General features: G+C 46.7%; 15 protein-coding genes. All 15 read right to left on the bottom strand.

Annotated elements, in window-relative coordinates; all coding sequences use genetic code 11:
- Window positions 1-7 precede the first annotated feature (7 nt).
- The 15 genes from spoVE to MHB71_RS03300 all read right to left on the bottom strand — a co-directional run bounded on the left by spoVE (window position 8) and on the right by MHB71_RS03300 (window position 19,876).
- Window positions 8-1,105 carry a stage V sporulation protein E gene (gene spoVE, locus MHB71_RS03370; protein ID WP_100527061.1) on the bottom strand — a complete coding sequence of 366 codons (1,098 nt, stop codon included), beginning with the start codon at window positions 1,103-1,105 and terminating at the stop codon, window positions 8-10.
- Between the two features lie 48 nt (window positions 1,106-1,153).
- A complete protein-coding gene (gene murD / locus MHB71_RS03365; protein ID WP_076250750.1) occupies window positions 1,154-2,575 on the bottom strand; it encodes a UDP-N-acetylmuramoyl-L-alanine--D-glutamate ligase in 1,422 nt (473 codons plus the stop codon).
- 3 nt (window positions 2,576-2,578) lie between these two features.
- Window positions 2,579-3,547, bottom strand: a complete 969-nt coding sequence (mraY, locus tag MHB71_RS03360) for a phospho-N-acetylmuramoyl-pentapeptide-transferase (RefSeq protein WP_047843751.1) — start codon at window positions 3,545-3,547, stop codon at window positions 2,579-2,581.
- Window positions 3,548-3,559: 12 nt separating this feature from the next.
- Window positions 3,560-4,972 carry a UDP-N-acetylmuramoyl-tripeptide--D-alanyl-D-alanine ligase gene (murF, locus tag MHB71_RS03355; RefSeq protein WP_340030124.1) on the bottom strand — a complete coding sequence of 471 codons (1,413 nt, stop codon included), beginning with the start codon at window positions 4,970-4,972 and terminating at the stop codon, window positions 3,560-3,562.
- On the bottom strand, window positions 4,972-6,459 hold the full coding sequence (locus tag MHB71_RS03350; protein WP_340028838.1) for a UDP-N-acetylmuramoyl-L-alanyl-D-glutamate--2,6-diaminopimelate ligase: 1,488 nt from the start codon (window positions 6,457-6,459) through the stop codon (window positions 4,972-4,974). Before MHB71_RS03350 ends, murF begins: the two co-directional genes overlap by 1 nt.
- A 140-nt stretch (window positions 6,460-6,599) precedes the next feature.
- Complete coding sequence (locus tag MHB71_RS03345; protein WP_036614879.1) at window positions 6,600-8,552, bottom strand: stage V sporulation protein D; 1,953 nt, start codon at window positions 8,550-8,552, stop codon at window positions 6,600-6,602.
- Window positions 8,553-8,646: 94 nt separating this feature from the next.
- Entirely contained in the window at window positions 8,647-10,980 is a 2,334-nt protein-coding gene (locus MHB71_RS03340; RefSeq protein WP_340028837.1) for a penicillin-binding transpeptidase domain-containing protein, read from the bottom strand.
- 12 nt (window positions 10,981-10,992) lie between these two features.
- Complete coding sequence (locus MHB71_RS03335; protein WP_036674831.1) at window positions 10,993-11,421, bottom strand: hypothetical protein; 429 nt, start codon at window positions 11,419-11,421, stop codon at window positions 10,993-10,995.
- Between the two features lie 27 nt (window positions 11,422-11,448).
- Complete coding sequence (gene rsmH / locus MHB71_RS03330; protein ID WP_036674830.1) at window positions 11,449-12,399, bottom strand: 16S rRNA (cytosine(1402)-N(4))-methyltransferase RsmH; 951 nt, start codon at window positions 12,397-12,399, stop codon at window positions 11,449-11,451.
- Between the two features lie 18 nt (window positions 12,400-12,417).
- Complete coding sequence (mraZ, locus tag MHB71_RS03325; RefSeq protein ID WP_017687291.1) at window positions 12,418-12,855, bottom strand: division/cell wall cluster transcriptional repressor MraZ; 438 nt, start codon at window positions 12,853-12,855, stop codon at window positions 12,418-12,420.
- Between the two features lie 273 nt (window positions 12,856-13,128).
- Complete coding sequence (locus MHB71_RS03320; protein ID WP_036674829.1) at window positions 13,129-14,394, bottom strand: adenosylhomocysteinase; 1,266 nt, start codon at window positions 14,392-14,394, stop codon at window positions 13,129-13,131.
- A gap of 44 nt (window positions 14,395-14,438) precedes the next feature.
- On the bottom strand, window positions 14,439-16,070 hold the full coding sequence (gene bshC, locus MHB71_RS03315; RefSeq protein ID WP_340028836.1) for a bacillithiol biosynthesis cysteine-adding enzyme BshC: 1,632 nt from the start codon (window positions 16,068-16,070) through the stop codon (window positions 14,439-14,441).
- 157 nt (window positions 16,071-16,227) lie between these two features.
- Window positions 16,228-17,997: an ABC transporter ATP-binding protein gene (locus MHB71_RS03310; protein WP_036614890.1), complete on the bottom strand. Its 1,770-nt coding sequence runs from the start codon at window positions 17,995-17,997 to the stop codon at window positions 16,228-16,230.
- Between the two features lie 17 nt (window positions 17,998-18,014).
- Window positions 18,015-18,941, bottom strand: a complete 927-nt coding sequence (locus MHB71_RS03305) for an ABC transporter permease (protein WP_017687287.1) — start codon at window positions 18,939-18,941, stop codon at window positions 18,015-18,017.
- Between the two features lie 2 nt (window positions 18,942-18,943).
- Window positions 18,944-19,876 (bottom strand): ABC transporter permease, encoded by a 933-nt coding sequence (locus MHB71_RS03300; RefSeq protein ID WP_036614893.1) that lies wholly within the window; start codon window positions 19,874-19,876, stop codon window positions 18,944-18,946.
- Window positions 19,877-20,063: the final 187 nt, after the last annotated feature.

Genomic DNA, 20,063 nt, shown 5'->3' with positions numbered 1-20,063 from the left:
CGCATAGTCACCTCGCATAACGGGATAAATTCACTAAAATACCCAGTGCTGTGAGCATGAGGGTCAATGATGATCCGCCGTAACTGATCAGAGGCAATGTAATGCCCGTAACAGGCATCATGCCAATGACAACACCAATGTTAATAATGACCTGTACGGCGACCATACCTACGATACCAACACCAAGCAGACTGCCGAAGGCATCCGGAACGGTCATGGCTACACGCATCCCTCTCCACACCAGCACCAAAAACAACAATAATACAATCATTCCACCTATAAAGCCGAGTTCTTCGGCCAAAATACTAAAAATAAAGTCCGTTTGCGGTTCAGGTACATAACTGTACTTCTGCCGGCTCATACCCAGTCCCAATCCCGCCAGTCCTCCAGGACCAATCGCGTATAAGGATTGAATGATCTGATATCCGGCACCCAGCGGATCGGACCACGGGTCCAAAAACGCTGTGATACGCTGCAGCCGATAGGGTGCTGCTGCAATCAAAGCTGCAAACCCTGCTACGCCGCCAAGAGCAAGCAAGCTCAGATGTTTCATTCGCGCTCCGGCTGTGAAAATAATAAGCATCGATGCACCCATCATCACGGTGCCAGTCCCCAAATCAGGTTGCAGCATAATAATCCCAAAAGCCAAACCAATCAATCCCAGCGGTGGCAGAAGCCCCGTTGTGAAGGTTTTGATTTTGCCCGGTTCCTTGCTCAGCCAGTGAGCGAGAAACAGAATCATGCCCAACTTCATGAATTCTGAGGGCTGAATACCGAACGAACCAATGCCCAGCCAACTTCGTGCACCACCGCGAACTACACCAATTCCAGGAATGAGCACCCCAATGAGCATAATAAAACAGGCAATCAATATAGGCTTGGCATATTTCCTCCACACCCGGTAGTCTACATTAGCAGTTACGAACATGGCCACAAGCCCAAGCACCGCAAACAGGGCCTGTCTTTTTACAAAATAAAATGAATCGCCATAGTCATGAAAGGCAAGCACCGAGCCCGCACTATATACCATAATAATGCCGATGGCAAGCAATGCCAAAATACAAATCAGCAACCAAATATCTGGTGCCGGTCGCGTCTGTTTCATCAGGAGGCCACCCCTTGCATGGAAGTAGGGGCTTTTCCACCCCCCTACTTACAAGTTATGCGCCGCCTCTTTAAAAATGCGTCCCCGCTCTTCATAGGAAGCAAACATGTCCCAACTTGCACATGCCGGGGATAACAAAACGACATCACCGGCACTGGCAAGCTTCGATGCTTCCTGCACAGCAACGGTTAACGTCCGGGCAGCGTCCTCCTCATTATCGACGACCTTAATTTGCTTTAATCCGGCAAGTTCCGCGACCTTGGCAATTTTTGTCCGTGTTTCTCCAATTGCAACGACAGCTTTTACCCGTTCCTGGAACAAGGGTAACAACTCCATCATGTCTGACCCGCGATCCAACCCTCCAGCAATTAATACAACCGGTTCCTTGAACGAATTCAGAGCCATAACCGTAGCTTTCGAATTGGTCGCTTTGGAGTTGTTGTAGTATGCAGAGCCGTTATGCTCCAGGACATATTCAAGTCGGTGTTCAACTCCCTTGAAGTCTGCAAGCGGAGCAGCCAGCACCGCAGGATCAGCTCCTGCCGCTACGGCGATAGCCACAGCAGCCAGTGCATTTTCCACATTAAATCGCCCAGGAAGGCCAATGTCCTCAACGTCGATAATGATGTGGTGATCTCCGTTTTCATCCGCGTAGATTACCTGACGCTTCACATCATCCGCTTCTCCATCCACATAAGGAGGATCTGCATACACACCTGTATCCAATTTCTCTGTCACGGAGAAGGGGATCAATCTGCCTTTGATGTAAGGAACCAGACCACGACATACCGCATCATCCCAATTCAGGATGGCTACGTCGTCAGGCTGCTGATTGGCGAATAGTTTGGCTTTGGAAGCCACATAATCATCCATGTTCCCGTGATAATCCAGATGTGTCTCAGCAACGTTAAGTAAGCTGGCAATCCGGGGACGGAAATCAACCGTTCCTTTGAGCTGGAAACTACTAAGCTCAACAACCATCCAGTTATCTGGAGAAGCTTGCTCTGCCGCTTCACAGAGAGGTGTTCCGATATTACCGGCAACGATCGGCTTGAGGCCAGCATGCTCCAACATTTTACCCACCCAAGTGGTGGTTGTTGTTTTGCCGTTGGATCCCGTAATCCCGATCATGGGTGCAGCACATAGATGATAAGCAACCTCTACTTCGGTCACCACTTCAATGCCCAATGCCAAAGCTTGCTGCACAGGAGCTGCATGGTATGGGATACCGGGGTTTTTGACAACCAGCTTCACACCACTGTGAATCAGATCATCCGGATGCCCTCCGCATACAACAGAAATTCCCAAAGCCTCCAATTCGGAAGCTTCGGGACATTGATCTCTCTCTTTTTTATCATTTACTGTAACCTTCGCTCCGGCGCGATCCAGCACCTTGGCGACCTGTACGCCGCTTTTGGCCAATCCGAGCACGACTACTTGTTGTCCGCGATATGATTCAGGATGGTTCATGATCTACAACCCCTTGTTGAGATAAAGTCCAAGAGCGGCCAAAATTGCGCCTACCGCCCAAAAGGTAATAACAACCCGCCATTCTGACCAACCACTTAATTCAAAGTGATGGTGAATGGGGCTCATTTTGAATACACGCTTGCCACGAGTCTTGAATGATACCACTTGAATAATTACAGACAGGATCTCGATAACAAAAATACCGCCAATGATGACAAATAGAAGCTCTGTCTTGGTTACAATCGCTACCGCACCAATCGCACCGCCAATCCCCAGAGAACCGGTGTCTCCCATAAACACTTTGGCCGGATGTGCGTTATATACCAGAAAACCGAGTACGGCCCCGATCATCGCTGCTGCACACACTGCTGCCGGCATCGACGTGGCTTGCATCGCCACAATGGCAAACGCGCCAAAGGCAATCGCACTTACCCCTGACAGCAAACCATCCAAACCGTCGGTGAAGTTAACCGCATTGGTAATGGCAAGCATCATGAATACAACAAACGGATAATAGAACCATCCAGTCCAGTCAAACGAGAATGACGTACCCGGAATAGAGATGGCTGTGCTGTGTCCATTCTGGATCAGCAAGAAACACATCACTGCACTGAAGAACAATTGGCCCAGCATTTTTTGTCTGGCCGTCAGTCCCAGCGAACGTTTGAACACAATTTTGATGTAATCATCCAGGAAGCCAATCAGCCCGAATCCCAGCGTAGCCACAAGCAAGACATAAAAGTCTGTATTCTTGACTGCCGAAAATTTCAAAAAGGCCAATGTGAACGCAACTAAAATGACGACTCCACCCATTGTAGGTGTTCCGCTTTTTTTCAAATGGCTCTGAGGCCCATCTTCCCTAACTTGCTGTCCGAATTTCATTCGACGTAACAGCGGAATCAGGAGCGGTGCGGCAATCACCGCCAGAATAAATGAAACGCCGATTGTTAACAGTAATACCTGAAAATCCATGGGTTCACCCCTCTAGTCTACTCGATTCTGTAATGGTGCTATTTGTAGTGCTTCGACCACGTCCTCCAGCTTCATGCCTCTTGAAGCTTTGAACAAGACAACGTCTCTGGGATGTAGTTTATCCAGTAGATAACGGGTCATTTCTTCTTTATCTATAAAAGCATGCACAGCCTCTGTAGGCATATGCTTGCTTGCTCCTTCAGCAATCTTGGCTGATAGCGGACCAAATACCAGCACCATGTCCATTTTGGCCGATGTGATATACTCTCCGATTCCGTAATGCAGATCCTGCTCTTGGGGACCGAGTTCAAGCATATCACCAAGCACAGCCACTTTCATGCGGTATCCTTTCAGACCTTCTAGTACATCGATTGCGGCCTTCATGGAGGTTGGACTTGCATTGTATGCATCATTCAGCAGGGTTAGACCACTAACGCCTTGAGTAACCTCAATACGCATGCCTGTCAGTTTCAAACGAGACAATCCCGCGGCAATCTGCTCCGTCGTCACTTTGAAATGACGGGCTACTGCCAAAGCAGCCAGACAGTTAACGACATTATGCGTTCCTAGCAGAGGTAGCGTAAATGCATGTTCTCCAGACTGTTTGGTGGTGAAAACTACCCCGTTCTGCGCATTCATAAGTCCGGTAGGATAGTCATCATTATCGGTTTGCAAACCAAATGTAAACCGCTGCAATCCATCGGGTTGTTTCGTTGCGGGCTCTTCAAGGACTTGTGCAATTAAAGGCTCGTCTCCGTTGTAGATCAGTAACCCGCCAGGCTTCAATCCCGCTACAATCTCGGCTTTGGCTCTGGCAATCTCCAGTCTGGACCCCAGCTGAAGCAGATGTGATTCACCAATATTGGTAATGACCGCTACATCAGGCTGCGCAATAACGGACAAATCGTTAATTTCCCCGCGACCACTCATACCCATCTCCAAAATGATAATCTCGGTATCCGGGTCCATGCTTAGTACAGTCAGCGGTAAACCAATGTGATTATTGAAGTTGCCTTGCGTCTTATGCACTTTGAACGTCGTTGAGAGAATCGCATCAACGATGTCCTTTGTTGTTGTCTTGCCGTTGCTGCCTGTAATGCCAACTACAGCCGCTTTATTCTCCGTTAGATAAGCAGATGCGAGTGCTTGCAGCGCGACAAGTGTGTCGTCAACAACAATGACAGCTCCTTGTGGCGGAATACCATGATCCTTTTGCCAGATCGCGCCTGAAGCCCCCTTCTCTAGACAGGCTTGCACAAATTCGTGTCCGTCAAACCTTTCACCCACTAGCGGGATAAATAAACTGCCTTCCAGAGGTTTACGCGAATCGGTAAACACTCCTTCGACCATTACATTGCCATGAGCAGCAACGTCACTTAATGTTCCTCCACACATCTCGGCCAATTGTGCCACTGTTCTTTTTATCAATTGGATTTGCCCCTTATCGCTTCTTTGGCTATGATTCGGTCATCAAAATCGGTTTTGGTTGTGCCGATAATCTGATAGGTCTCGTGACCCTTGCCCGCAATCAATACTACATCGGCTGGGCTTGCCATTTCAATAGCTTCATGAATCGCCTGGCGTCGATCCACAATCATCGTATAACGTTCAGCAGGAACGGATTCTTCAATCAGGCCCTGTTCAATGTCTTTGAGAATCAGATCCGGATCTTCTGTCCGAGGATTATCGGAAGTAACCAGTACAAAATCACTATAATTCGCAGCAATTTTCCCCATGAGAGGGCGTTTTGTACGGTCCCTGTCACCACCACAGCCAAACACGCAGATTACACGCCCTTCGGCAAATTCTTTCACCGTACGCAACACATTCTCCAGTCCATCCGGTGTATGGGCATAATCGACAATAACAGCAAATGGCTGTCCTTCGTCCACTCCTTCAACACGTCCATCCACGCCCGGAACCGTCTCCAGACTGCGCTTGATCTCTTCCAGCGGAATTCCTTCCACCAGCGCTGCAGAGATTGCTGCCATTGCATTGTATACATTGAATTTGCCTACCATGCGCAAGCGAATATCTGTGCTGCCTGCAAATGTATCCACGTGGAAAGAAGTTCCCTGAGACGTGATTGAGATTTGGGATGCGCGTACATCCGCCTTTTCACCCATGCCATATGTAATCACTTCAGCCGCAGTCACAGAGATGAAATATTCCGCTGCCGGGTCATCTGCATTGATAACAGCGAATTTACGCTGTGAGATATCTTCCGTATAACCGTTACCCAGACGTGCAAAGAATAATCCTTTAGCCCCTCGATATTCCTCCATGGAATGGTGGTAGTCCAAATGATCTTGCGTCAGGTTAGTGAATACCGCAGTACGAAAATTTGTTCCCTTTACTCGCCCTTGTTCCAATGCGTGAGAAGAAACTTCCATAACACAGCAGTCCGTACCCTTCTGAACCATATCATGCAGACTACGCTGCAGATCAAGCGCCTCTGGTGTCGTTCCTGACATCGGGTAAGTGCGACCGTCATACCGCATTTGAATAGTACCGATCAATCCCGTCTTGCGTCCGTAATCACTCATGATTTTTTCAATCAAATAGGTGGTCGTTGTTTTTCCGTTCGTTCCCGTTACACCAATCATATTCATTTTCTGGCTTGGCGAGTCAAAAAAGAAATCTGCCAGAACAGCCATCGCAAATCGGCTGTCCTTCACCAGCAATTGTGGTACAGGCAGATCCAGCTGCCGTTCAACCACCAATGCAACTGCACCGGCATTTACAGCTTTTTCTGCATAATCATGACCATCTACTGTATGTCCCGGAAGACAGATAAACAGATCACCCGGTTTTACCTGCCGGGAATCTGTCTGAAGGTTTTGGCATTCTGTATTTGATTCGCCCACGAGGCGGGCGGTGGTCAGCATCGATGCAAATTGTTTTAAAAGCACATGAATAACCTCACTTTTCCAATTATACTTCTGTTTTAACATATGTCTGTATTTATTAATATCGTCAATACAACCCAATAATGAAACGCACTTGGATGAATTTTGTTGCGCTAGAAGCCTCAAACTACCCCTAAGCCCAGTTATTCATCCTTTGTGTGATCATGTGCATCGTTCAGTACATTCCCCATATAAATGCGGATGGTTGATCCCTGATCTACCCTCGCCCCAGGTTTGGGTGCCTGATTAATCACGTATTTACCACTGCCAGACTTCGCCAGCATAAAATTCATGTTCAGGTCTTCGTACAGATCTTCAACAGTAGCTCCTGTCAGGTCTGGGACTGTCACGATTTTGGTTTCACCATACTTGTATTCTTTGGCGACCTGATCCTTCCGAACAGGTACATTCATATAGTGCAAAGCATCTTCAAGGATGTTCTGTACAATCGGGGCGGCAACCACACCTCCGAACTGAATTCCTTTGGGATTATCAACTGCGGTATAGACCACAATCTGTGGATCATCTGCCGGTGCAAATCCGATAAAGGATACGATATGCTCAGTCGAGGAATAACGTCCGTTGATAACCTTCTGGGCTGTACCTGTTTTGCCACCGACCCGGTATCCATCAATGAATGCCGGACGCCCGGTACCTTTTGCGACAACACTCTCGAGTGCTTCACGTACTTGTTTGGATGTATTCTCCGAGATCACCTGACGAACCAGTTCCGGCTTGGCCTCTTCCATGACTTCTCCCGTTACCGGATGGACCCACGCTTTCGTAACATATGGCTTGTAAAGTTTACCCCCATTGATGGCCGCTGACACAGCTGCTACTTGCTGAATAGGCGTAACCGATACACCTTGACCAAAAGCAGTTGTTGCAAGTTCGACAGGTCCTACTCTCGACAGTTTGAATAGAATTCCACTGGCTTCTCCACTGAGGTCAATTCCCGTTTTGGTACCGAAGCCAAAGTCTTTAATATAGGAGAAGAGCGATTCTTTGCCCAGCCTCTGCCCCAAAGCCACAAATCCCGGGTTGCATGAGTTCTCCACCACTTGCAAAAAGGTCTGACTTCCGTGGCCGCCCTTTTTCCAGCAACGCAGACGAGCTCCACCCACCTCAACATATCCGGGATCAAAAAATTGATCCTGTTGCAGATTGACCTTTTTCTCTTCAAGCGCTGCTGCCAAGGTAATAATCTTGAACGTAGAACCCGGTTCGTACGTCATCCAGATCGGTAAATTGCGATTGTATATCTCCGCGGGATATTGCTGATAATCGGCAGGTTCGTATCCCGGTCTGCTGGACATCCCCAAAATTTCACCCGTTTTCGGATTCATCGCTATGGCCAATGCTGAGTTCGCCTGGAACTTCACCATGGCCTGATCCAGTTCTCTCTCCATGATGGACTGAATGGATTTATCAATGGTCAGCTTGAGGTTAAGGCCGTCCTTCGGTTCCACATACTTCTCGGATGAGCCCGGCATTAGCCTTCCGGCCGCATCGGACAAGTAGGACACACTGCCATTCAAACCATTCAGCTTATCATCATATTTCTTCTCGACACCCGTTAAGCCCTGATTATCAATGCCCGTAAAACCAAGAATATGGGCAGCCAAATCATCATAAGGATAAAAACGTTTATTGTCTTCAGCAACAACGATACCCGGAAGCTTCAAATCACGGATGCGCTGAGCTTTCTCCATCGTAATTTTGCGGCCGCCGGGTTGTAGTCGTACAATGAGTTCTCGTTTCTTGATGGTTGCGAGCACTTTTTCTTCCGTCATCCCAAGCAATGGGGCCAGCGCTTTAGCCGTCGTTTCAGCTTCTTTAACCTGAGCCGGAATGGCCATAATGGTTGGTGTTGTCACATTATAGGCCAGAGAGGTTCCATTTCGATCCAGGATCTCCCCTCGCTTGGCTGAGTAAGGAATATTACGCCGCCAGGATTCTTCTGCTTTTGCTGACAATTCAGGGCCTTCCCCGAGCTGTACATAAGCAAGCCTGATCATCAGGGCCGAAAATAACAAAACTAAAATCATTAAACTCCATAGCAACCTGCGTCGCAGATTTACGCTTGATCCCTTCACGAAAAGATCCCCCCACTCGTCCCAAAATCATGACATTCGTTCCATTCATGAATATTCAGGACAACCGGGGGTTAGAACAAGCTGTCAGAGCTCCCTAAGGAAGTGTAGCTCCGTTTGTTGCTGGATCGTCAGAGGATTCGGATTCATTGGTAGGAGCCTTGTTGTTATCTGTTTCGTCTGTTTCGTCGGTTTTAGCTTCTCCGCCCGAAGCCTCTTGTTCCTTCACTTCAGCTTCTGATGACGGATCAGAAGAGATTGGAGCTTCATCGGCTATACCTGTCACTGCAGCTTTGGCAGTTTGCAAGTTCAGCTGTACAGTTCTCTGTTCACCTGCAACCTGCTCGGTTTGCTTCACGACATAACCCTCGCCCTTGACCGTAACCCCCACTTTCATGAGAGAAAGTACTTCAAGGGCATCCCGGAGAGATTCACCTGTTAGATCGGGAATCTTCATCTTGCTGCTTTCTTCCGTTAGCAGATAGATTCGTTGGCCTGGATTCATAGAGGCGCCAGCAACCGGATACTGCCGAATTACATTATCACCTTGACCAAGAGTCACATAAGCAATACCTGCGCTTAGAAGCTGGCTTCTGGCCTGTTTGGCTGTCTTGCCACTCAAGTCAGGCGCCTTGGCTTGCACGACAGAGACTTCTTTTGACTTTTTGTCAGGAGTTTTGGCTGTATCTTTGGGTATTCCCATGTATTGAAGAGTCTGGCTGACAATCTTTTTGAACACCGGCGCAGCTGCGGTTCCTCCCCCAATGTTGGTTCCATCCGGTTGGTCAATGACAACAAGTATAGCAATCTTCGGATTATTCACGGGCGCGAATCCAATAAACGATACAACGTCTTTTGACTTGCTGTATGCTCCGTTAACAACCTTTCTTGCTGTACCTGTCTTACCAGCTACACGGTAACCTTCAATATAGGCGTTACGACCGGTACCAATCGTCTGATCTGCAACCACTTGTTCCAGATAACCGCTCACCAGTTTGGAAGATTCCTTGGAAATCACCTGACGGACAACTTTAGGTTTGATGACTTCCGTTGTTCCATCATTCGGGTTCTTGATCTCCTTCACCAGATGTGGCTCCAACAATTTGCCGCCGTTGGCAATCGCAGAGATGGCTGCGACCTGTTGAATTGGTGTTACCTGTACAAGACCATGCCCATAGGCTGCCGTAGCAATCTCGGATTTGTAAACCAGTGGCTTGATCGGGGACGCTGCCTCATTTGGCAGATCAATACCCGTCTTTTTGCCGAAACCGAATTCGTCTATGTAATGACGCAGACGTTCACCGCCAAGCATGTTGTAACCCAAGTTAACAAAAGCAATGTTACTTGACCGTTTGACACCTTCGAGATACGAGATCCAACCATAGGAATGACCATTATCACTAATCGGGAAACCACCGATATACATGCGTTTGGATTCAAAACTTGCATTGGGATCGAAGAGTTTTTCTTCAACAGCCCCTGCTAGAGTAACTATTTTGAATGTACTACCTGGCTCATAGATGGATTGGGTAGCATGGTTGATAAAATTCTTTTGATCAGGTGTACTCCCATACGTATTCGGGTTAAAGGTTGGCCAGTTCGCCATCCCTAGAATCTCCATCGTGTTTGGGTCCGCAGCAATGACCGTCATGCTAAGTGGATTATACTTGGCAACGGCTTCTTTCATTGCATCCTCAATGTAGAACTGGATCGTATCATCGATGGTCAGCGTAAGGTTCTTACCGTTCTGAGGTGGCAAATAGTTATCCTGTGAATCCGGAAGTTTAATGCCTTTGGCATCCTTCTGATAATTCAGATATCCATCTGTGCCTGTCAGCGCTTCATCATATGAGACTTCAAGTCCATTGACAGCTTTCCCATCACGGCTCATATACCCCAAGAGGTGAGAAGCAAGTGTTTCTTCAGGGTAAAAACGCTTCGACTCCTGTGCCATCACAATTGCATTACGCGCCTTATATTCATCTTGCAGTTCTTCACGCAATTCGTTGACTTGTGCCGCAAGTTCAGGACTTATTTTATAACCTTCACTGCGTACTTCACGTTGCTGATAGAAAATTCCATCTTTATTTTTGGCTGTTACCAGAGCACGCATCTCACTCTCATTTTTCCCTAGAAGGGTAGAGAGTTTCTCCGTGACGACATCCTGTATGCCGAGTTCATCGATCAAGAGGGGATTGACCGAAACCGTGTATGCAGGGGCATCGGTAGCCAAAATATTACCGTTTCTATCCGTAATTGTTCCACGTGCAGCCTTAATCGTCTGTTCCCGCTCTACCAAACCGGCTGCCCGTTCCTGCCATACACCGCCATTCACAACCTGAATGAAAAAGATTCGGGTTACGAGTACAAGAAAAAAGAGGGTAATACATCCCCCTATAAGCAACGTGCGCATCTTTATTCTTTTTATCATCGGAACACCTCTTTACTTACTGCTTGCTGTATTCGAGGACGACTCAGTGCCAGTTGATTTCGTACTTGTTGAGCGAGGTACATAAATGACATCCTTACCAGAAGCTTCAACGTAACCAAGTTGTTTTGCATTTTCGATGACCTGGTTGTTCAATGTTTCTTTTTCCACCTGCAGGTCTGCAATCGTCTTTTCATACCCCTTAATATCCGAAATAGTGGACTGCGCCTGCTTGTTCAGATCATAGATATGAGCATAACGAGACATCAAGGCTCCTCCAACAAGGATAACTGCAACCAGGGTAATCAGATACAAAATCTTCTCGCGTGCCGGAAGACCCGTACGACGGGTCACCACTTTGGTGGTTTCTTTGTATCGTTGCTGGGTCACACGTTCCTGGGACGCTTTTTCTTTTACAGCGAGATTACCACGTGTATATGCCATACTCCGATTCTCTCCTCCACTCTTGATCTACAATTTCTCGGCTACGCGCAGCTTGGCTGAACGAGCACGTGAATTTTCGGTCAATTCCGTTTCCGTTGGAATCAACGGTTTTCTGTTAACTAAACGCAGGGTCCCCTTGCCGCCGCATACACACAAAGGAAAATCGGGTGGACATGTACATTTTTCCAGATAACTGCTGAAAATCTGTTTACATATCCGATCCTCAAGGGAGTGGAAGGTAATAACAGATACACGTCCTCCTGGTGCCAGACAACGAACAGCCTGATGTAAGCCTTCTTCAAACGCACCCAACTCATCGTTGACGGCAATGCGTAATGCCTGGAAGCTGCGTTTGGCAGGATGTCCACCTGTACGGCGAGCTGCCGCCGGGATGCCTTCCTTGATCAGTTCCACGAGTTCACCTGTCGTCTCAATGGTAGATTGCGCTCGTTTTCCCACGATAACACGGGCAATTCTTCTCGAAAACTTCTCTTCACCATAGCGATACAAAATTCGAGCAATCTCTTCTTCTGGCCACTCATTCACAATCTCTTTGGCCGTCAGCATTGCATCCTGGTCCATTCGCATATCGAGCGGAGCATCGTGATTGTAGCTGAATCCACGTTCTCCTTCATCAAATTGCGGGGATGACACACCCAAGTCGTACAAAATACCGTCGACCTGTGGTACACCATCCTTCATTGGTACATCCAGATCCTTGAGTACCTGTTCCAGATCCCGAAAATTGGTTTTCACCAATGTTACACGTTCTCCATAAGCTGCGAGCTTCTCGCGAGCATTATCCAAAGCCCAATCATCCTGATCAAGTGCGATCAGACGTCCCCCTGGACCGAGCTTGGAAGCAATCACGGAGCTATGTCCGCCACCGCCTAAAGTGCAGTCCACGTATATACCGTCCTGCTTGATGTTTAATCCCTCTGTTGCCTCTTCTTTGAGTACGGTTATGTGGTGAAACAACCTGCACCCCTCCTGACTTTATAAATCAAAATTAAAATCGACCAGCTTTTCGGCAATGTCGTTGAATGCTTCTTCGGATTGATTGAAATAACTCTCCCATATGCCTTTGCTCCAAATCTCCACCCGGTTCGACACGCCAAGAACAACACAATCCTTGTCCAGCTTGGCATACTCTCTTAAATTGCCCGGCAGATTTACCCTGCCCTGTTTGTCCAGTTCACATTCGGTTGCACCCGAGAAAAAAAACCGGGTAAACGCACGTGCATCAGATTTCATCAATGGCAGTGCTTTGAGCTTCTGTTCCATGACCCCCCACTCCTCCATGGGGTACACGAAAAGACACTGGTCCAAACCCCGTGTGACAACGAAAGACGGTCCCAGAGATTCGCGGAATTTAGCCGGAATGATAACCCGACCCTTATCATCAATGCTATGTTGGAACTCCCCCATAAACATTGGCCCACTCACTCCTCACCCGTTTCTCCCACTTTGCCCCACTTTCCACCACCTAAGCATAATAGATTCGCACAAAAAAATCAAAACCCTTCTTGCATGACTTGATTTTTTAATTTTTCAGCATAAAAAAACGTCCTTGATCCTGTAACTCAGGATCAAGGACGCTTCCCTTAAACGGGCAATCGTATGTCTACCCGCACATGAGCCATATCATCAATAAACCATTCTATACCTATTGAATCATTTCATCAGCTTGTAATTATTGGATAGTGCTTAAAATTTCCAGCTATCCAGATATTTCTCTTGCTCAGCTGACAAGGAGTCGATGCCAATATTCAGGCTTTCAAGTTTATAGCTGGCAACCTGCTGGTCAATATCATAAGGTACATTAACAACGTTTTTACCCAAGTTTTCATAATTCTCACTTACATAACGCAGACCAAGCGCCTGCAGAGCAAACGTTGTATCCATGATTTCGGCAGGGTGACCATCTGCTGCACCCAGGTTCACAAGACGACCTTCAGCAAGAAGGTACATTTTACGACCATCTTTGAAACGATATTCCTCAATGTTGCGACGAACTGTGCGAATCGATTCGGAACGTTTAGCCAGTTCAGGTTTATTCACTTCAACATCAAAGTGACCCGCATTACTCAGGATCGCTCCATCCTTCATCACATCGTAATGCTCCCCTGTGATAACATCCTTATTGCCTGTAACTGCAATAAAGAAATCGCCCAATTTGGCGGCTTCCACCATCGTCATGACCCGGAACCCGTCCATGTGTGCTTCTACCGCTTTGATTGGATCGATCTCGGTTACGATCACATTTGCACCAAGACCTTTGGCGCGCATCGCTACACCTTTACCACACCAGCCATAACCTGCTACCACTACGTTTTTACCAGCGATAACCAAGTTAGTTGTACGAATAATCCCGTCGAATGCAGATTGTCCAGTACCGTAGCGATTGTCAAACAGATACTTGCAGTATGCGTCATTAACCGCAACCATCGGAAACTTCAATTGGCCTTCTTTCGCCAATGCTTTCAAACGGATAATACCCGTTGTCGTTTCTTCTGCTCCTCCGCGAATGGTTGTTGCGAGGTCAGGGCGCTCGGATGCAATAATGGTTGCAAAGTCTCCACCATCATCAATAATGAGATCAGGCTTCACCTCAAGCGCACGCAGTTGCAGTGATTTGAATTCCGCAGGCTCCGGATTGTACTTCGCATACACCGTAACCCCGTCTTCCACCAGTGCTGCGCAAACATCATCTTGTGTAGACAATGGATTGCTATGCGTAATTGTTACTTCTGCACCACCAGCTTGGATCACTTTTGCCAAGTAAGCTGTTTTCGCTTCCAGATGAAGACAAATGGCAACCTTCAAACCTTTGAAGGGCAGATCCTGTTCGAACTGGCGACGAATGCGGTTCAGTACCGGCATATGCGCTTCTACCCAATCAATTTTCAGGTGACCCTCTGAAGCGAGTCCCATATCTTTAACAATACTGTTTTGCAATGCAGGTGTAGTCATTTCACGTCCTCCTCGTTTATGTGTTTCTTCTATTATAAAGGGCTCTACAGTGCAATAACCTTGTGCTCTCCACGGAATTCGCTTGAGGCCTTAATCAGTTCATCGATCCACTCGGTGCCATAACGATTCAGGTAAAAGAGTGCATTATGTACTCGTTCCTGTGGTTTGCCCGTTGGGAATAAGGAGTTCTGAATGCCGTTCCAGTGCCTTAGACTCACATTGTGTTTATCTTCGATAGCTTTGTGAGTCTGTTGTTTCAGATACTGCATTTGCTCGTTGATTTTACTCAAATTGGTGTCGCCAATTCGTTCCAGCCCCGGATGAATCTCCGCGATCTCATCTAGCAACGGTCCATACAGATCAAGAAACGCTTCCTGAACCTTGTCAAACTGTTCATCTACCTGGAACGTCTCCTGCTGTGCGAGCCATTGCTCCTTCTTTTCTTCCATATGATATTGAACATCCTGAAAAGAAAGTCCATATTGTTTCATATGTTTGTGATGAATATCTTCCATAATGGTGAAAGACAACCGCGGCAACAAAATGGGCATTTGCAGGCCGAACTGACGGAATGCTTCCCGAGTCAAACCCCAATATGCAATTTCACCTTGCCCCAAAATAACAGCGGCTACAGGCAACACGGAATCTTGCATTAATGGTCGTGTCAATACGTTGTTACTGAAGCGCTCCGGATGTTCTCCCAGTTCCTGAAGCAAACGTTCCTCTGAGAAAGAAACCAAACCTTTGCGATCACTATATAAACCGTCCTTCAACAACAAGAGCAGACGCGTACCTTCATGAATGTAGAACAGATTAGCTCCATCCTCCGCCACTTCGGCAGGCATAGCATAACCAGCTTGTTGTACCAGCGAAGCACCTTGAGTGTATGCGCTGCGCAGCACTTCATTTTTTCGTATCAACCGCTCAAACACGGGCTGTTCCAACCTGCGTAAATCTGGATCCGATGCATCCATTAGAACAAGTCCACTGCTGGCAAACAAAGCAGATATCATGCGGGCAAATGCATCACTCAGATTTGAACTGGATTGATGGATTTCTGTGATGCATTTCATCAGTCCTGGTTTATGTATCGTATCAGGTAAAAGATGTTCCACCTGTTCGAGTACATTCATCCACTGCTGCGTATCCACATGAACATTACTCACAGAATCCCTTCCTGCGAATCGTCCTTGTAACTTAACCTTGTTCATGTCTCCCTGACGATCAGGTAGATATGTGTGGTTAACCTCATCCCAGTCATGGTCTTCACCGGCAATCCAAAATACTGGGACTACCGGGCGTTGAAGTCTTTCTTCCGCTTCACGCGCAGCTGCCACTACGCTGGCGGCTTTGTATATGACGAACAGTGGTCCGGTGAGCAGACCGCTCTGCTGTCCTCCTGTAACCACTAGTGCATCTTGTTCTGCAAGACGTGTGATGGACGCATGAACCTCTCCATGGTCGTTCACCCGCTTATTATATATACGTAAATACTCTGCCAGATCACGACGATCAATACGTGTGTTTTCCGATTGGTCCAGCCACTCGGCACGCGCCTGAAGTCCTGATTCCCAGCGAATGTCATACTCGTAAAGGCCACGCGCAGCATCTCTTGAACAGATATAATCTTCTGCAAGTCTTGATCCGCTGCGGAGTGCCTCGGTAATACCGTTCATGAGGTCTGCCTCCTATTCTGCTTCAAAGAGCCTTTCTTGATTGTACCGAATTCAGGGCCGCTTCGTCAAAAGAAAGTAATTAAAATACGAAAAAAACCGCCGAACGAGTCGGCGGCATTTAATACATCAATAATAGCATATCGCTTTAATATTCCTATTATACGTAAGGTTCTGCAACCCAGTGACCTTTGGAAACCTCAATCAATTGAGAATTTTCCAAGTTGTACGGATCATTTGCAGGACCGCCAGATCCGTTCTGAATCGGGCTCATATGCTCTTCTGGCAGCAAGATGCGACGTTTGTTCGCTTCCACTTCCGGATCAGGTACAGGGATCGCGGAAAGCAATGTTTTGGTGTAAGGGTGGACAGGGTTCGCATATAGTTCTTCACTTTCTGCGAGCTCAACCACTTTACCCATGTACATTACAGCTACACGGTCACTGATATGTTTAACCATTGACAAGTCATGCGCAATAAACAGGTATGTCAAGCCGAGACGTTGCTGAAGTTCTTCAAGCAATTTAACGACCTGCGCCTGAATGGATACATCCAGTGCAGACAATGGCTCATCACAGATGATGAATTTAGGGTCTACAGCAAGCGCACGCGCAATCCCGATCCGTTGTCTTTGACCACCGGAGAATTCATGTGGATAACGAAGTGCATGACTTGGATTCAAACCTACCAGATCAAGCAGTTCCTCCACTCGTCTCTTGCGCTCTTTAGAGCTGGAAGCCAGACCATGAATATCGAGTGACTCCCCGATAATATCCATAACATTGAAACGCGGGTTAAGAGATGCATATGGATCTTGGAAGATCATCTGCATATCTTTACGCATTTCTTTCATTTTGCGCGGGGACAACTTGTAGATATCCGTTCCGTTGAAGTTAACATTTCCGCCAGTTGGCTCATAAAGACGCAGAATGGTACGACCTGTTGTGGATTTACCACAGCCAGACTCGCCTACAACGCCAAGTGTTTCACCTTCAAAGATATCAAAGCTTACGTCATTGACCGCTTTGAGAATGTTACCTTTACCCAAATTAAAGTACTGTTTCAAGTTTTTCACTTGTACCAGAGGCTTATTGCTGCCTTTGATAATACCAGCCGGAGCTGGTTTTTCCTTTTTGGGCTCGTCCAGACGTGGCAAGGCATTCAGCAATTTAATGGTGTATGGATGTTGAGGGTTACTAAAGATTTCTGCAGTTGTTCCTGTTTCAACAACTTCGCCTTCCTTCATAACAACAACACGGTCACACATACCCGCTACGACACCAAGGTCATGCGTAATCAGCATGATCGATGTTCCCAGCTTTTGCTGCATGTCTTTCATGACATCCAGAATTTGAGCCTGAATTGTAACGTCAAGTGCAGTTGTCGGCTCATCCGCAATCAGAAGGGATGGACGACATGCAAGCGCGATCGCAATCATGGCACGCTGACGCATACCACCAGAGAATTGGTGAGGATAATGATTCATGCGAATAGCCGCATTTTTAATACCTACAAGTTCCAGCATCTCCAAAGCCGCTTTATTCGCCGCTTGTTTGGACATGTTTTGATGCTTGCGCAATACTTCAGTAATTTGTTTACCAATTTTAATGGTAGGATTCAATGAAGTCATTGGATCTTGGAAGATCATACCGATATCTTTACCACGAATCGCTTCCATTTGTTTGTCTGTCTTATTCAGCAGGTCTTGCCCGTGAAAAGTAATTTCTCCGCTTTTGACCTTCGAAGGCGGGGAGGGAATCAATTTCATGATGGTTTGGGCGGTAACACTCTTACCACTACCCGATTCACCTACGATCCCCAGCGTCTCTCCTTTGCCAAGTTCAAAACTCACATGTTTAACGGCATCAAATTCACCAGAACGTGTTGAGAACGACACACTCAGGTCTTTGACAGTTAAAATCGGCTCCATAATCCCACCTCCTGTTTCTATTTACGTAATTTCGGATCGAGTGCGTCACGCAGACCGTCTCCGAGCAAGTTAAATGCAAGCATTGTAAGAACCATCAGACCTGCTGGGAACCACATCCGCCACGGGAATAGCGTCCAGCCTGTAAGTGCATCATTGATCATAGAACCAAGTGAAGATCTTGGTGCTGATACACCCAATCCAAGGAAGCTCAGGAACGCTTCAGCAAAGATTGCATTTGGAATGGACAACGTCAATGTTACAAGAATCGGTCCTATTGCATTGGGCAACAAATGACGGAACAATTGACGCCCTGTGCTTGCTCCCATGGACCTTGCAGCAAGAATAAAGTCTCTGTTTTTGAGTTGCATAATTTCACCACGCACAATCCATGACATGCTGATCCAGCCTGTGATGGTGAGGGCAATGATAATCGTTGTCAGACTTGGTTCCAGTACAACCAGCAACAAAATTACAACAAGCATGTACGGCAAGGAGTAGAGGATTTCGGAAAACTTGTTCATAATTCCATCTACACGTCCACCATAGAAACCCATGATCGCTCCATAAATAACCCCGATAACAAGGTCAATCAAGGCTGCGGCCAAACCTACAGTAAGGGATACACGTGCTCCTACCCAAGTTCTTACCCACACGTCGCGACCAAGCTCGTCCGTACCGAACCAGTGCTCCGCACTCGGTGCTGCATTGGCATTCAACAAATCATTGGAATAATAATTATAACTTGTAAACAAAGAAGTTGGACCAATCAAAGAGAAAATCACGACAAGAACCAACACGCTCAGACTGATCATTGCAGCCTTATTGGTTGCAAGTCTGTACATGGCATCTTTAAAAAGGGATACACTTTCTTGCGGTTTAACCGCTGCCTGACTAGTCAGGTTCGTGTTCGCCGTTTCATTCTTTTTATTATTCGTGCCAGACAACGTTATGCCCCCTTCCGGCTTTCCAGCTTAATTCTAGGATCAATCAGCACGTAAGCGATATCCGTAAAGAAACGAGCCAACATCAGGAGGATACCATAGAAAATCGTAATCCCCATGATCATAGTGTAATCACGGTTTGTGATACTCTCTACGAATACTTTACCAATTCCCCCGATGTTAAAGATCTGTTCAATTACAACGGAACCTGTGATGATATTCGCTGTCATTGGACCAACATAAGTTACTACTGGTAGAATACCGTTTCTTACAACGTGTTTAAACATGATTGCAGGCCATTTCAAACCTTTGGCTTTAGCTGTTTTGATATAATCTGCATGTAAAACTTCAAGCATGCTCGAACGCGTCAAACGAGCGATAAAAGCAATCGGAGATGCAGATAGCGCTGCAACCGGAAGAACATAATCCAATGGACCATCAAAGCCCATAACGTTAAACCAGCCTAATTTAGTAGCAAAGAGATACTGCAATAGTGACGCAAGCAAGAAGCTCGGAACAGCTATCCCTATGACAGCCAGGATCATCGTGATATCATCAATGAGTTTACGATGGTAAACTGCAGCAATAAGGCCCAGCAGAACACCCACGATAATGGAGATAACAATTGCAAACACTCCAAGCTTCAGCGAAGCGGTGAATGTTTCGCCGATCATTCCGGCTACATCTCGATTGAGATATTTCATTGAGACTCCGAAATCTCCCTTAATGATTCCACCCATATACTTCAGGTATTGTTCATACATCGGTTTGTCCAATCCATACTTCTGTTCCAGCAAGACCCGAATTTCAGGCGATACTTTTTTCTCAGATGTAAAAGGGTCACCCGGAATAGCCTTCATCAGGAAGAAGGTTGCAGATGCGAGTATGAAAAGCGATAGCAGCATAAATAATAGTTTTTTCAACACATACTTAACCAACCCTTGCACACCTCCACAAACAATATTTTGTATACAAATCGATTGTAGAATTAGACAGAAATAAAGTCCAATCCATTTATCGGAAATTTCAAGAATTATAAGGAAAATCGGTGCACATACAAAAAATCGGGATATATATGGAATTCCACATATATATCCCGAAGTATTCATATTAGACTTCAGAACA

Origin of the sequence: Paenibacillus sp. FSL H7-0940 (assembly GCF_037979415.1) — a bacterium.
Taxonomy (GTDB): domain Bacteria; phylum Bacillota; class Bacilli; order Paenibacillales; family Paenibacillaceae; genus Paenibacillus; species Paenibacillus amylolyticus.
The sequence above is the reverse complement of the archived record's forward strand: the minus strand, read 5'-3'. Positions and strand labels throughout refer to the sequence as shown.